We start from the raw sequence: 15,645 nt of genomic DNA, 5'->3' as shown, positions 1-15,645 counted from the left end.
CTAGTTGATGGAGTTAGTTTACGAATCGACCAACATTAAGTAAAATTATCATTAATCATCATTTTGAGTACGTTTTGTAATGATAAATCCAACATGGTTAAATACGTTTTGTACTTTGGTTGAGGTAAATCATTTTACCCAAACAGCTGAGCGCCTTTATATGACCCAATCTGGTGTAAGCCAGCACATTAAAAAGCTAGAGCAACAAGTTAACTGCGCTTTGCTTGAGCGCCATGGTAAGCAGTTTTCGCTCACCCCTCAGGGTCAAAACTTATATCAGCAGGGTAGCCAACTTATCAAAGACTGGCAGTTTTTAGAGCAGCAATTAAAAGATGATTCACCGTACAGCGGAGCGGTAAAGATTCAATCTCCGGGCAGTTGTGGTTTAAAGTTTTATAATCAATTATTAGCACTGCAATCTGAGCATAAAGAGCTGATTATTGATTACCGCTTTGCGCCCAATGTAAGTGTTGAACAAGCTGTAGCAAACCATAGTGCCGACATCGGGTTTTTAACTCAAGCTCCAACATTTAGCGAACTAACCAGCCATAAAATAAGCCAAGAGCCACTACTACTTGTAACGCCTGCAGGTATAAACATGCCTAATTGGCAAACCCTGTGTGAGCTAGGGTTTATTGCTCATCCCGATGCAAGCCATCATGCGCAGCTACTACTAAGCGAAAACTACAGTGAGTTTGAGCATATTGACCAAATAAGACGTACGGGATTTTCTAACCAAATTAGTTTAATACTAGAACCTGTAAGCTTAGGACTGGGTTTTACGGTATTACCTGCTCATGCTGTTGGCGCATTCAATAAGCCCGCGCTTATTAAAACGCATCATTTAGAATGTCCGGTTAGTGAATCTATTTATGTGTGCCATCATCGAAATAGGCCGTTGGCAAAACGTATGAATACAGTAATTGAGCTAATAAAGGCGGGAGTAAATAGTTAAAACGTAAACCCCCTTTACACCCACGGCACTTAATACCATAAGCAAAAGGGGGTACAGAAAATTAGTTAACGCTTTCTAATTTTGCTTTTAAATCGAGTAAATCGGTTGCAATAGTATTTGGCTGTATTTCCCACGGATCGAAGATTGAGTCTTTAGATCGTTGAATCCACGCCGCGCGCATGCCGTGCGATATGGCACCGGTTACATCAAACGGGTTGCTTGATACAAGCCACGTGTTTGCGCCTGTTGAATTGGTTTCGCGTAAAAAGTGGCTATAAACCCCAGGGTTTGGTTTAAAGGTTTTAACGTCGTCGGCACTTACTACCCCTTCAAAAAGCTCACTAATGCCAGCGGTTTCTAATAAGGTATGAACTGCGTCGGCAGCGCCGTTTGAAAATGCAAACAAACGGTAATCCTTCGCTTTTAATTGCTCAAGGCCTGCTTTTACATCGTCGAACGCAGGAAGCGTTTTATAAAGCTCTAGCAGTTGCCCTTTTTGATCTTCACTTAGCTCGGTTTTGTGCGCTAAGCAGGCGTAATCGAGAGCGTGTTTTGTACATAGCGAAAAGGGAATATAATTTTGCATTAATCCACGTCTAAATGAATACTCTAATTGCTTTTCGCGCCATGTATTTGAAAATGCTTGGGCGTTATCGCCAATCATGTCGTCGAGTAAGGACAGTACGCCGTGAGTGTTTATTAGCGTACCGTATACGTCAAATGCAAGTGTAGTTGCCATGTTTGCTCCGCAATAAAATAAATTAAGTTGGTTTTAGAGTACTTGCTTACAGCTTAACTTAATTTGAACGAACGCTCAAATTAATAAAACTTATAAGCATCGAGTGCTAAAATATCCATTTCTATATCTTCATGTATTTTTTTTGCTTTACCGTCACTACTTCCAAGCGCTGCAAAAAGAGGTAAAAAGTGCTCCTGGGTAGGGTGATTAAATAAAGCATGGGGTGCTTCATTTAAATAGTTAAGTAACGCTTGGGTGTTTTGCGCTATTAATTTTTGCTCAACCCAATGAGTAAACTCATTAACCATTTGAACACGATTAGGTGTAGCAGGGCTTTTAAATATTTCACGTAGATTGTGACTAATACCGCCGGAGCCAATAATTAATACGTTATCGCTGCGCAGTGGTGCAAGTAACTGCCCGTATTTATACATCGCCTGAGCGCCTAAACGCGTGTTAATAGACACCTGAACAATGGGAATATTAGCTGTTGGGTACATTAAGCGCAGCGGGATCCACACACCATGATCCCACCCTTGATCTGCATTTTTCACCGTTTTAATCCCCGCTTTGTAAAAGTACTCACTAATAGTATTAGCAAGCTTAGGGTCTCCTGGTGCGGGGTATTGAATTTCATACAGGGGCTTGGGGAAGTTATAAAAGTCGTGAATAGTATGCGGCGCATCTCCTGATGTAATAACTATATCGTGCTCTTCATCAAAGTGGGCAGAAAACACCACAATAGCACGAGGCTTACTAAGCGTTTGACCTAATGATGCAAAAAAATCTGACGTAGCCGATTGCTGAACAGCCATCATTGGCGAGCCGTGAGATATAAATAAAGCAGGCTGAGTCATACTAAAACCTTAAACAAATAAACGTGTTATAAACACTATATAAGTTTCTAATTTGACGATAAATATGATACTTATTTATACATTATCAACAAAGCATTGTTAAAAAATGGATAAGCTCACCACCATGAAGACCTTTTTAGCCGTTGTGCAAGAAGGCTCGTTTTCAAAAGCGGCCGATAAACTCGATATTTCGCCGCAGTTAGTCAGCAAATATATTTCTGCATTGGAAGATAATCTACGCACGCGTTTATTACATCGTACAACGCGAAAAGTAAGTGTTACAGAGGCTGGAAATCAATATTATCAGCGTTGTCAGCAGGTGGTTATTGATATTGAAGACATGGAAAACTCACTAAACAACTTAAGCGAAAATGTATCGGGTGTGCTTAGTATTAGTGCGCCTATGTCGTTTGGTACTAAGCATTTAGCAGGTTTGTTGGTTGATTTTCAAAAGCAGTATCCAAATTTAAAGTTAGATTTACGGCTCACAGACCAATATGTAGATATAGTAGAGCAGGGTATTGATATTGCTCTGCGCATTGGTGTATTAAAAAACTCAACATTGATAGCTAAAAAAATTGCACCTATACACCTAGCGGTGTTTGCATCACCCGACTATTTAGAACGCCATGGCACGCCACAAACGCTTTTAGATTTACAGTCACATAATTATTTACGCTATTCCCACAGTGAGCCCACAAAACGACTATTTGGAGTTAATGAGTTAAAAAGCGAACTAAAGCTTGAAAGTAACTTTGTGGCTAACAATGGTGATTTGCTACTAAATACAGCCATTGCGGGTGGTGGTATTGCTATGCAGCCAACATTTATAGCAGGGGAAGCACTGGCTCAAGGTAAAGTAGTGCGCATTTTAAAAGACTATGAACCCGAGCCAATGGGGCTTTACATGGTGTATGCAAACAGACAGTTTTTACCCAGTAAAGTACGTGCGTTTGTTGATTTTGCAAGTGGCTATTATGGCGATACACCTTACTGGGATTTAGCGTAATAAAAAGTAAACCGCCTAACAGGCATTATATAAAAAGCTAAATTTTTAAAAAATTCCGTAGTAAATTTCTTAGTACTTTAAACACCTCTTGATTACTGTGTTGCTGATGCTGTAATACATCAACATTAGCCAACCAACCCATTTCTTCAAACTCAAGAGGAAGTTTAACCAGCTCCCCACTTTGTACTGCATCTACAGCTACATGGTTTGGTAATAAGCACCACCCGTTACCTTGTATTGCTAGCTCGAGTAATACAAAGTAATTATCGGCATACCAAATCTCTGGGCTAATTTTTAGCTGAAAGCTACTTGTTTGCGTATTGCGAGAACGAAGAAGAAGTTGTCGATGTAGCCGAAGGCCATCCATATTTTCACATCTGATCCCCGCTAAAGGGTGCGATTTAGCAACATATAAATCAAATTTTACTGATCCAATACATTCATAGTCTAAGTAGCTCGGTATATTTAATTCACTAAAAATAATACCCGTTATAGGCTTTTCGCTGTTTAGCATGTCAATTATGTCATGGCTGGATGCACTTAAAAACTCAAGCGATACGTAAGGATACTTACTTTGCAGCTTGCTAATAATACTCGCGATAGTTTTAAACGGGATCCCTTCGTCAAGTGCGATAGTGATTTCGGTTGGTGTTTTTTCATTTAGTGCTAATGCAGAGTTTGTTAATCGCTGGTATTGATTAAGCACGGCTTTAGCCTGGGGGAGTAACTGTTTACCGGCTTCGGTTAATTGTGGATAGCGCCCTGTGCGCTCAAATAATGTCGCATTACAGTCTATTTCTAAATTAATAATATGCTGGCTTATTACCGACTGCGCTTTACTTAAACCGCGCGCAGCAGCTGAAAACGATCCAGCTTCAACGGTAGCCACAAATGCTTGAAGCTGTTCAATACTAAACATATCGCTTTTCCCGATACTAAGTAACTAACACATATCTTTATAATGAATGAAAATACAGCCATCGTCATCAACTTAAGAAGTTATTTATATATGAACACAGCAGAACGTATTTTTCAGGCGCTAATATTTGAGATGATAGCATTATCTTTTATTGTACCTGCATCAGTTTATTTTGGTGGGTTTGCAACAGGAAAAATGGCAATAGTAGGTATTGGTTTATCAATCTTCGCCATGCTTTGGAATTACATTTATAACATAGTGTTTGATAAAATAGTTGGGCATAACCGAATCGAGCGAGGTTTAGTAACTCGCATTACGCATGCATGTGGCTTTGAGCTGGGTATGTTAGTAATAACGCTGCCAATACTTGCTTGGTATTTAAATATTACATGGCTAGCCGCTACAGCATTAGAAGCTGGCTTTTTAGTTTTTATACTTATATACACGTATATTTTTAATGTGTTGTACGATAAGTACCAACCTTACAAAAAATGGGTTAATAAATCGCAATGTGCTTGATATTTTTAAGTTTATAAAAGCAAAGTTGTGGGGTATTGAGATCGTTTTGGCAAAAGCGCAATGGCAATAAATAACGGTAAATGTGGTTTTTAATTAAACCAATTAGCACTGCTCAATTGACTAAGTAGTGCTAATTTACTATTTGTACAATTTACCGGCTAACTGTAATGGGGGTTTACAGTAACTTTTTGCTTTATATATTTAGCTCTTTCAATATGTTCCACACGCTCTCACCACTAGGATGAAGTGCAGCATGATACCGATACACTTAATATGTAATAGGCACGTAATAATGCTTTTGACTACCTAATAACTAAGTTTAAAAACTTCGTTTTCAAACGCCAGCAAGCTGCGCTTATATAAATGCCCAACAAACAATATACTTACTACTAAGCGTTGCTTAAAAAATAACCACACTGACTATAGCTAGGTGTGCCAAGCAAATGGCACACCTATTTTGTTATGCAGGTATGGGGGCGTTTTCTGCAATAAGCTGTTTAGATTTCAATTCACTCCAAAATTCGCTTGGTATGGTAACTTTCATTGAGGCTACATTAGCTTTAATTTGATCTGCCGTGCGTGCGCCAGGAATAATTGAGGATACCGTTGAAGGCGCCTCTGCGAATTGCAGTGCAGCTGTTTTAATATCAATCCCATGTTTAGATGCAATGTCGCTTATTGCATTAAACTTTTGCTGCATAGGCCCAGGAATTTTAGGTGAATAATTAAAGCGATTACGACCGGCTAAAAAACCACCATTAAGCGGAGCACCAATGACTGCTGAAACACCTCGTTTATCAAGCATAGGAAAGGTTTTATCAAGTGCCTGCTTATGATCTAAAATTGAATATTGCAGCGCTAGTAAGCAAATATCAGGGTCTGACATATCAAGCGCTTTATAAATAGCATGAGGTGTATTTACTCCAAAACCCCAGCCTTTAATTATTCCTTCATCACGCATTTTAGTTAACTCAGGAATAGCCCCTTTTGCTGCCTGATCAAAATACTTAAGCCAATCATCTCCCATATCACTATTTTGCGGTGATAAATCGTGAATATAAACAATATCGAGTGAAGCTACTCCAATACGATGCAACGTGTCTTCTATTGAACGGCGCGTACCTGATGCAGAGTAATCATATTTATAATGAAAAGGTGAGTGATCAGCCCAATGCCAACTATTTTCTAGAGGCTCTGCTGAAGGGGTAAGAAGGCGACCTACTTTTGAGGATAAAACATAATCTTCACGCTTTTTGTTTCGAAGTAAATCACCGAAGCGCCTTTCACTTAAACTCAAGCCGTAAAAAGGTGACGTATCAAAATGACGAATACCAGAATCCCATGCTGCATTTAGCATTGTTAAAATTTCTGCATCGCTTGATATAGTATTAAAGCCATTCCCAGCGGCAAGACCGCCTAAGCCCATTCTTGATTCAGGCCGGTAATGCTTAGCGTTAGTAACATCGTTTGTGGGCAGAGCAGCGCTTTTATCTATTGCTCCTTTAGTTTGCATAACACTGCCGTTAGACATTTTTACCTTTAGTTGTTCAGCCAAAGCTGAAGCACTAAAAATAGAGCCTAAACTTAAAGCAGCGCCTGCTTTAATAAAATTTCTGCGAGATACCATGTAACTATTCTCCTTGAGTAAGGTTAAATATCTACGCTATAACCTAGTATAAATACCAACCAAATTCAAGCGAACAAAAAGCAATAAACATCAACATTATCAATAAGATGATTAAATTAACGAGCGCTGAACACGTACTTTAATTAACATTTAGGAATGATTATTTTCTTTACTCGTACAGTACTTTAAAGTGCACAAAATAGTGCACTTTAATAGCTTGATAAAAAAGCAAACTTCCAAATTGGTGCACGCCTTAATACTCATTTATACAACATAAAAATGGTTACATTTATTCATGTGTACAAATTAGTAAACAAAACCTAATAAATAAAAAATATGAATACTAAAGCTTAGTTAATCTCACTAGCAAAGCGATTGCGGTAACGCTTAGTTAATTTAACCGAACGTAGTTGGTCGCTGATTAAAGTAAATATTGGTGAAGCATTTGTTTTTACAGGTTTGCCTTGGCCTACACGGCGTATTTGCCTTTTTACCAGTGCCATAGTGGCAAGCCCTGCTAAGGTTTTATCTTGCCAAGTAACACTGGGTAATACGGCTAGTTGCAGTGGCTCGTTTTGCCATTTGTTTACTAAATTTGGTTGGTATGCAAGCGCAGTGGCAATACCCACGAGGGCCACTCCACTTTCAATCACGTTGTTGGCTATAGATAAGCGACTAATGCCGCCGGTGGTCATTATTGGGATTGATGAGCGGTGGCTAATCGCTTTTGCAAACTCTAAAAAGTATGCTTCGCGGGCAAGTGTGCGTTCGTCACCTGTTTTACCTTGCATTGCAGGTGCTTCGTAGCTACCACCCGATAACTCCACAAAATCAACATTGAGTTCATTCAATAAATCCACTACAACTTGCGCGTCACTGGGTTCAAACCCACCTCGCTGAAAATCAGCAGAGTTTAACTTTACCGAAACCGAAAGGGTGGGGGAACAAACCGCTTTAATACTGCGGGTTATTTCGAGAAGTAAACGGGCTCTATTTTGTAAACTTCCCCCCCATTTATCGTTGCGCTTATTGGTAAGTGGCGATAAAAACTGGGCAAGTAAATAGCCATGCGCTGCATGTATTTGTACGCCATTAAAACCGGCTTTTTCGGCTTGTAGTGCAGTTTGTGTAAAGCGGGTAATAACATCGTCAATGTCGGTTTGCGTCATTGCCTTTGGTACGCCAAATAAGTGCGAGTGCTTACCCATATTAAGTGCAACACTTGACGCTGATAGAGCCTTTCCACCCATTTTTTTAAATACTTGCCTACCAGGGTGATTAATTTGCATCACCACTTTGCAATTATTTTGCTTTGATAAACGAGCAAGCTCTGCAAAGGCAGTAATATCGGTACTTTGCTCAAGCACAAGGCCACCAGGGCCTGTCATCGCTAAATGATCAACCATTACATTGCCAGTAATAATTAGCCCTGTACCGCCTTTAGCCCATGCGCTATAAACGTTTTTAAGTGCTTGGGAGGGCGTTTGGTCCTCTTGTGCTAGGTTTTCTTCCATAGCGGCTTTGGCAATACGATTTTTTAATACTAAACCACTTGGCAAGGTAAAGGAGGTAAACACAGGGTTGCGCATAATTATTGGCTAATTAAATTGACATTAAAACAACTATAACCTTAAAGTTAGCTTGAAGGTCAACCTACTAAGTTTATGTAAAGTGGAGTTATTATTAGTTATGAAAATAGGCGAACTTGCAAAACTTACCAACATACCTGCCAGCACTATTCGTTTTTACGAAAGCAAAGGGTTATTAACACCAACCACTCGCAGTGCTAATGGTTATAGGCTGTACACCCAACAAAACTTGGAAAAACTGCAATTAATTAAATTTTCACAAAGCTTGGGTTTTTCACTCAACGAAATACCTTTATTACGTAACGAAAACGGCGAGCTAAACCACACAATAATAATCGAGCGTTTAGAAAAAAAACAAAAAGAAGCTGACATTTTGATTGAGCAAATGCAGAAAAAGTCACAGCGTATTGGCAGTTTAACTGCGTTACTAAACTCTTATTGGGATAAAGGCGAATGCCTACCAGAAAGTAAATTAAATGAATTACTAGAAGTAATTGATTACAAATAAACTAATACAGCTTATTCAGGGCCTGTTTATCTTTTGAGGTTAAATTTGCAGCAGTATGTTTGGTATTTAGGCAAGGCAGAGTCTATGTAGTGTGGTTATTCCCCATAAACAGACGATAACGTAGTATAAATGCCAAACATGCGCTGCCCTGGTAATACCCCCTAAGGGTTCTGCCTAGGGGCAATTTACTCTTTGTTGCCTACATGGATGTAGGTAAGGGGCGAGAGCAGGACGCGGAAGCTTTGCTCGGTTTTTACTTATTATTACATGGATGTAAGCCATTAGAATAACGCAGGAGCAGTTATCGAGCCCACTAAATTACAAACCTCGCGCCGCGATTAAATAGCCCCTAGATTGAACAAATTTTATCCTGAAAGGTCAACAAGCCCCAGTAAGCTGTATTTTATTTATGTTACTTAAGCTTTTTAATGCCAATTAACACACAGATGGCACCGCCAATAATACCCGCCCATGCTTCTATTGGTGTATCACCACTAAATGCACGGCTTAGCTGCGAAGCCGCCGCATCATACACGTCATATCCCCACATAATTAAAGCGATACCTATAACGATTAAAACAATACCTATAATCTTATTATTCATAAACACCTCTGGTTTCTAACGTACATTATTTAACATACTTAATTGAAAACACTTAATAAATCTAATCAAGCTCTAGCTGCGCACGTTCAACGCTCTCACTAGGTAACTCTTTTTGTACCGATACACCAAGCTCTTTAAACTCTGATGCTTGTTTAATTAAATTACCTTTACCACGGTATAATTGCGAGAACGCTTTGTCGTAACTTTCTTTCGCTTTATCAAGCTGCTTACCTACGCCTTCCATACTTAATAAAAAACCATTGAGCTTGTTATAAAAACGCTCAGCCCGATTTGCCAGCTCTTTTGAGTATTTGGTTTGCTCTTCAAAACGCCAAAGCTGTTTAACAATATTTAAACTAGTAAGCAGGGTAGTAGGTGTAGCTACCAGTATATTTTTTTCGATTGCTTGTTGGTAAATATCACTTTGATATTTAAGTGCTTCTACAAAAGCTGATTCTATTGGTACAAACATAACCACAACTTCAGGCGAATTAAGCCCTGGTAAACGGTCGTACGATTTACTCGCAAGCTCATTAATACGTGCTGTAACGGCGTTTACATGCTCTTTAATTGCTTGATTAGCATCTAGCTCATTTTCAGCGTTCACATAGCGTGTATAAGCATTTAATGATGTTTTAGCATCAATGACTAAGTGGCGGCCTTGTGGTAAGTAAACAACTACATCAGGGCGTAAGCGGCCATCTTCAGTGTTAAACGACACTTCGCGCTTATAATCAACGCCAGCACGTAAGCCAGCGCTATCTAAGACGTTTTCGAGCATGAGTTCGCCCCAATTACCTTGGGTTTTCTTTTGCCCTTGTAACGCGTTGCTGAGCTTGTCGGCTTGATCTGTTATAGCTTGGCTTTTAGCTTGCAAATGCAATAGCTCGGTTTTAAGCGCGGTTCGTTGTTTTATGTCTTCAACATGTATTGATTCCATTTTTTCTCTAAAGCCTTTTAGCTCGCCTTGAACCGGTTTTAATAATTGTTCAATGCTTTCTTGATTTAAGGTTTTAAAGCTTTGTGATTTTTCTTCTAGAATCTTATTGGCTAGGTTTTCAAATTCTTTTTTGAGCATATTTTTACTTTGCTCAATTTGCGCGAGTTGCTCGGTAAAGCTTTGTTGTTTTTGCTCGAGGGTGGTGCGCATATTATTATATTCAACATCGCGTTGATTATATTGCTCACGAAGCGCTGCAAGCTCGCCTTCGGCTTTACGCCAAAAGTGATTGTATTGAATGCTTTGTTTTTCTTGTTCGCTAAAACGCGTTTTAAAATACTGGGCTTCATCGCGCTGTTCTTGGTGAGTATGTTCTAGCAGTTCGTGATCTTCTTGCAAGGCACTATATTGCAGCTCTTTATTATCAAATTGATTTTGTAATAGGGAAAGCTGTTGCTGCTGTTCGCTTATTTGTAGATGTAGCTTTTTGCGAAGCTGTGTTGATACAACGCCGTAAAATACAACGCCTAACGCAACACCAGCACCGGCGCTTAGCCAATCAATATTAGTGAGTACTTGAGTGAGCATAAAATAAACTTATAAAATTTAGAGACATGCCATCATAACCAATAACACGCAATAGAAGTAGGGGAGCAAAGAAATTACAGACATAAAAAAACCAGCTCAAAATAAGCTGGTCAAATATTACTAAATTAAGTAATCAAAGGGAAAATCAACATGTGCCCGAGTAAGCTGCAACTTAAATACATAATCACCAAAATAACTAATATTACTGGGTGAGGCTATATAACAACAGGCATTAGAGTAGACCGGAAAACAAAATAATTAATTCAAATTAATTTACGAAAGATCATTTATTTTTATTCGGGTTGATTTAAACAAATCAAATTATGGGCATAAAAAAAGCCAGTTCAAAATGAACTGGCTTAATCATTACTAAAATTAGTAATCAAATAGGGGGAAATCAACATAAAACCTGTATTAACTGCAATTAATCAACAAGCATAATAGTAGACGCCGCTCTTTGAATTAAGTTCATAAAAAGATCAAAACTTTTAAAATAAAAATTGAATGCTAAATTTAGGCATAAAAAAAGCCAACTCAAAATGGGCTGGCTCAATCATTACTAAAATTAGTAACTAAATGGGGGGAATCAACATGAAAACTTGTATTAACTGCAATTAATCAACAAGCATAATAATAGACGCCACTTTTTTAATTAAGTTCATAAAAAAATAAAAACTTTTAAAATAAGTACTGCACACTAAATTTTGGACATAAAAAAAGCCAACTCAAAATGGGCTGGCTCAATCATTACTAAAATTAGTAACTAAATGGGGGGAATCAACATGAAAACTTGTATTAACTGCAATTAATCAACAAGCATAATAATAGACGCCACTTTTTTAATTAAGTTCATAAAAAAATAAAAACTTTTAAAATAAGTACTGCACACTAAATTTTGGACATAAAAAAAGCCAACTCAAAATGGGCTGGCTCAATCATTACTAAAATTAGTAACTAAATGGGGGGAATCAACATGAAAACTTGTATTAACTGCAATTAATCAACAAGCATAATAATAGACGCCACTTTTTTAATTAAGTTCATAAAAAAATAAAAACTTTTAAAATAAGTACTGCACACTAAATTTTGGACATAAAAAAAGCCAACTCAAAATGGGCTGGCTCAATCATTACTAAAATTAGTAACTAAATGGGGGGAATCAACATGAAAACTTGTATTAACTGCAATTAATCAACAAGCATAATAGTAGACGTCCGTTTTTTAATTAAGTTCATAAAAAAGTAAAAACTTTTAAAATAAGTGCAGCACACTAAATTTTAGGCATAAAAAAAGCCAACTCAAAATGGGCTGGCTTAATCATTACTAAAATTAGTAACTAAATGGGGAATCAACATGATGCTTGTGCTAACTGCAATTAACCAACAAGCATAATAGTAGACGTCCGCTTTTTAATTAAGTTCATAAAAAGATCAAAACTTTTTAAATCAATTTAGTTTTTAATTAGCGATAACATTTGTTGTTCATCAAACTTTGTAAAGCTCATTGATTTATCAGTAAATAACGCATCTACAAGGGCTTGTTTATCTTGTTGCATTTTAAATACTTTTTGCTCTATTGAATTACTCATTATGAGCTTATACACAAATACAGGGTTAGTTTGGCCAATACGGTAAGCTCTATCAGTCGCTTGCTTTTCTACAGCAGGGTTCCACCATGGATCAAAGTGAATAACTGTATCGGCTTGTGTAAGGTTAAGGCCTGTACCGCCGGCTTTTAAGCTAATTAAAAACACAGATGTTTTACCACTGGTAAACTCGTCGATTACTTTATCTCGGTGGCGCGTTTGGCCCGTAAGCATACTAAAGTTAATGTTTATTTCTTCAAGGCGTTGGGCTATTAAATCAAGTGCCGATGTGAACTGACTAAATATAATAATTTTACGACCGAGACTTAACATAAGCGGTAAGTGTGTTGTTAACCATTCAAGCTTAGCTGAGCCTGCTTGAGTGTCTGGATCTATTAATTTAGGGTGGCAACAAATTTGCCTTAACTTTAAAAGTGCCTCTAAAAATGCAAGTTTACTTTTTTGTGCGCCTTGTTCGGCAAATAAGTCTATTAGCTTCTCTTCTAATGAACGTGTAATACCTTGATACATTTCTTTTTGCTTAGGCTCAAACTCAAACTCTTTAGTTAGCTCTGTTTTTTCAGGCAGCTCTTGCGCTACTTGTGCTTTAGTGCGGCGCATTATAAAAGGCATAATTAACGCTTTTAACTGCTCAGCTCTCTCCATATCAGCTTCACGCTCAATAGGCGTTTGAAAGTGCTGCTTAAAGTGGGCTTGAGACCCAAGTAACGATGGCATAGCAAAATCGAGTAACGATTTAAGCTCAAGTAAATTATTCTCGATTGGAGTACCACTTAAACAAAGTTTAAAGTCGGCATTTAAGCGTTTAACTAATCGCGAAACCTGTGCGGTATCGTTTTTAATGTATTGTGCTTCGTCGAGGATTATATTTTCAAAATATAATGGCGAATAATATGCAATATCACGCTTTAAAAGTGGATATGTAGTAAGTATACACTGCGCTTGCGCTAAGTGCTGTAAAGGATCGTTACGGTTTGAACCAAAAATAGTGGTGACTTTTAAGCTTTTAGCAAACTTAATAATTTCGTTTTTCCAGTTACTCACCAAACTAGTTGGACACACTATAAGTGTAGGGCCCGCTTGCGGGCGGTTAAATGTACTGGCTAAAAATGCAATAACTTGCAAGGTTTTACCCAGGCCCATGTCATCAGCTAAAATACCACCTAATTGGTGACGTTTTAAAAAGCTAAGCCAGTCAACACCTTGCTGTTGGTACTCACGAAGTGTTACTGAGTCATTTAAGCCATGTAATGAAACCTTAGTAATTGCTTTATCGGGACTATTTAGCTCTTGTAAGTATAGCTCTAATGAGTCGTCGTGAAGCTCTACGTTTATAGCAGTGTGCTTTACTAATTCAGGTAAATACGAAAGCGGAATATTAAATTCGTCTCGTGTTTTTACAAATTCAAAACGCTCTTTAAATTCATTTAATAAGTTAATTGCTGACTTATTAATAACCCCAAATTCACGACCAAGCGGATAGTAGTAAAATAGTTCACTTTGGCGATTTAATGACTGATATAGCGGGTCAGTATTAGTAAACAACAGCGATGCCTTAGCATCACATAGCAATACTTTGCAGTGCATTTGATGCCCTGCTGCGCGGTGTACATGTAAACTAACTTCACACTGCGGATTAGGACTCGTTACTTTACTTACACTTACTTGCCAACCGCGTTGCTTAAAGCCAGGGAATACTTCGTATATTAGCCAATGCAAATGGATTGAAGACTGCTTTGTAAATACCAGTTCACTTTGTAAACCCCCTTTACAAAATTCAAATCCTAAGTTAATTAGCTCGTTAGTTACAGTATTTTCAAATGCACTATTAATCGTACTTGCAGGTGCAGCACCTGCTAAATAGTTTTTATTTTTATACTTAAATAACAACGAAAGAGATAAACCTTGATCGCCCATAGTTACTTTTAAAACAGCATTACTAGAGATTTTAGGCAATGTTGGCTGTAAATTAGTAGGGTGGGGTATTACACCTGCACCAAAGTTATCGGCAAGCTGCTTGTATATTCTATCAAAGTTAGCGTCATGCAAAGCAGGCATAGTTTGTAAATGTGCTATTTCGTCTGCACTCAATGGGGTGCGAAGACGGCCCGCTTTTAAATGATCTAAATCGAGGTAAGTAGGTGGTGTTGTTTTTAATAAAGCCCAGTTTTGTGTTTGCTCAAGCTTAATAACTAATTGTGAGAGATCTTTATCTTGCTCCCAACTAAAACTTAATGCTTGGCCCGATTGCGCCTTAATTGGCACTCGAGAACGCTGGAAAAACAGGCGTTCTGTAGCTATCAACTGTTGTAAGGCACTAAAACCCCACTGGCCTTTTAGCTCAATACTTCCCACTGCATTTTGTGAGCGTATCCAACTAAATAATCTAAAATCACTTTCGAGTAAGTCACTCGGCGTTACAAAACTATTTAACTGCTGCTCGGTCAGGTTTCGACCTAGCGTGTAATTCTTTTTAGTCTCAACATTCGCTATTTTAGGTGTTAAGAATACTTTGTTATTTTCAATATCTAATACAAATAATAATACTTGCGATGGCGTGTTTTGATCACCACTTTTAAGTGCGCTTAATTCGCTAAACCAGTCATTAATAAAGTAATCTTCACCATATTCACCAGAGTGCTCTATTTTGAGCTTAAATAAAATAGCAGCTAAGTGTCGGCATTTAGTTTTTGCATTACACGTACAATGCGTATCAACAGAATAACCAGTTGGTACTTTACTGATCTCAATACGTTGATTAAACGATGATCCATTATCCACTTGTACAGTAGAGTCGACTACAGAAAAATTAGGGGTGTGTTCTAGCCAAGTAATTTGACCTTTCTTGTAATATTCTTTTCCTTTATCTAAAACATTTTCACGGAAAAGTTTTTTAATAAAGCGTTCAGACAGAGGAAACTGGGTAGCCTGCTCATTTTTAATTTCTTCAAAAATAGCCATTAAATCATTTTTTGATAAGTTAGCAGACATGTCACTCTAAGCATTAAATTTTAAAAATAATCCTGCCAGTATATGCCTTATGTGCTCTGAGCTAAAGCACTATTAACAAGATATAAACTGGTTGGAGCTGATAACTTAGTAAAAAATCGGTTTGTAAGTAAAAATAAGCATCCAATTTTACAAAATAATATTTAAAACAACTGCAATGGTAGAAGTTACATATA

General features: G+C 37.8%; 12 protein-coding genes. 4 read left to right on the top strand and 8 right to left on the bottom strand.

The genetic code is table 11. From position 1 onward, the window contains the following. Positions 1 to 79: 79 nt before the first annotated feature. Positions 80 to 955 carry a LysR family transcriptional regulator gene (locus GQR38_RS14245; RefSeq protein ID WP_165721996.1) on the top strand — a complete coding sequence of 292 codons (876 nt, stop codon included), beginning with the start codon at positions 80 to 82 and terminating at the stop codon, positions 953 to 955. 61 nt (positions 956 to 1,016) lie between these two features. Here the strand turns inward: GQR38_RS14245 and GQR38_RS14240 are convergent, their stop codons facing one another. Beyond that, entirely contained in the window at positions 1,017 to 1,694 is a 678-nt protein-coding gene (locus GQR38_RS14240; protein ID WP_024591580.1) for a haloacid dehalogenase type II, read from the bottom strand. Positions 1,695 to 1,774: 80 nt separating this feature from the next. Then, a complete protein-coding gene (locus GQR38_RS14235; protein WP_165721997.1) occupies positions 1,775 to 2,551 on the bottom strand; it encodes a class III extradiol ring-cleavage dioxygenase in 777 nt (258 codons plus the stop codon). Between the two features lie 106 nt (positions 2,552 to 2,657). Between GQR38_RS14235 and GQR38_RS14230 the strand changes: the two genes are divergently transcribed. Then, positions 2,658 to 3,560: a LysR family transcriptional regulator gene (locus GQR38_RS14230; protein WP_165721998.1), complete on the top strand. Its 903-nt coding sequence runs from the start codon at positions 2,658 to 2,660 to the stop codon at positions 3,558 to 3,560. Positions 3,561 to 3,597: 37 nt separating this feature from the next. Here the strand turns inward: GQR38_RS14230 and GQR38_RS14225 are convergent, their stop codons facing one another. Beyond that, positions 3,598 to 4,479 (bottom strand): LysR family transcriptional regulator, encoded by an 882-nt coding sequence (locus GQR38_RS14225; protein ID WP_165721999.1) that lies wholly within the window; start codon positions 4,477 to 4,479, stop codon positions 3,598 to 3,600. Between the two features lie 90 nt (positions 4,480 to 4,569). On the opposite strand from GQR38_RS14225, the gene GQR38_RS14220 reads away from it, so the two are divergent. Beyond that, the gene (locus GQR38_RS14220) at positions 4,570 to 4,998 is read left to right on the top strand and encodes a PACE efflux transporter (RefSeq protein ID WP_165722000.1); all 429 of its coding nucleotides are present in this window, start codon (positions 4,570 to 4,572) and stop codon (positions 4,996 to 4,998) included. Positions 4,999 to 5,458: 460 nt separating this feature from the next. On the opposite strand, the gene GQR38_RS14215 is transcribed toward GQR38_RS14220, so the two are convergent. After that, entirely contained in the window at positions 5,459 to 6,625 is a 1,167-nt protein-coding gene (locus GQR38_RS14215) for an aldo/keto reductase (RefSeq protein WP_010552904.1), read from the bottom strand. Positions 6,626 to 6,975: 350 nt separating this feature from the next. Beyond that, positions 6,976 to 8,214, bottom strand: a complete 1,239-nt coding sequence (locus GQR38_RS14210) for an NADH:flavin oxidoreductase/NADH oxidase family protein (protein WP_165722001.1) — start codon at positions 8,212 to 8,214, stop codon at positions 6,976 to 6,978. Positions 8,215 to 8,314: 100 nt separating this feature from the next. Between GQR38_RS14210 and GQR38_RS14205 the strand changes: the two genes are divergently transcribed. Continuing rightward, positions 8,315 to 8,722 (top strand): MerR family transcriptional regulator, encoded by a 408-nt coding sequence (locus GQR38_RS14205; RefSeq protein ID WP_165722002.1) that lies wholly within the window; start codon positions 8,315 to 8,317, stop codon positions 8,720 to 8,722. Positions 8,723 to 9,134: 412 nt separating this feature from the next. Here GQR38_RS14205 and GQR38_RS14200 read toward each other — a convergent pair whose 3' ends face one another. The 3 genes from GQR38_RS14200 to GQR38_RS14190 form a co-directional block, all read right to left on the bottom strand. Continuing rightward, the gene (locus tag GQR38_RS14200) at positions 9,135 to 9,326 is read right to left on the bottom strand and encodes a DUF3185 family protein (RefSeq protein WP_007583678.1); all 192 of its coding nucleotides are present in this window, start codon (positions 9,324 to 9,326) and stop codon (positions 9,135 to 9,137) included. A 61-nt stretch (positions 9,327 to 9,387) separates the two neighbouring features. Then, positions 9,388 to 10,854: a DNA recombination protein RmuC gene (gene rmuC / locus GQR38_RS14195; protein ID WP_165722003.1), complete on the bottom strand. Its 1,467-nt coding sequence runs from the start codon at positions 10,852 to 10,854 to the stop codon at positions 9,388 to 9,390. Between the two features lie 1,450 nt (positions 10,855 to 12,304). Beyond that, positions 12,305 to 15,451, bottom strand: a complete 3,147-nt coding sequence (locus GQR38_RS14190) for a DEAD/DEAH box helicase (protein WP_010552907.1) — start codon at positions 15,449 to 15,451, stop codon at positions 12,305 to 12,307. Between the last annotated feature and the right edge of the window lie 194 nt (positions 15,452 to 15,645).

Source organism: Pseudoalteromonas sp. c7(2019), from assembly GCF_011378625.1.
GTDB lineage: Bacteria > Pseudomonadota > Gammaproteobacteria > Enterobacterales > Alteromonadaceae > Pseudoalteromonas > Pseudoalteromonas arctica.
The sequence above is the reverse complement of the archived record's forward strand: the minus strand, read 5'-3'. Positions and strand labels throughout refer to the sequence as shown.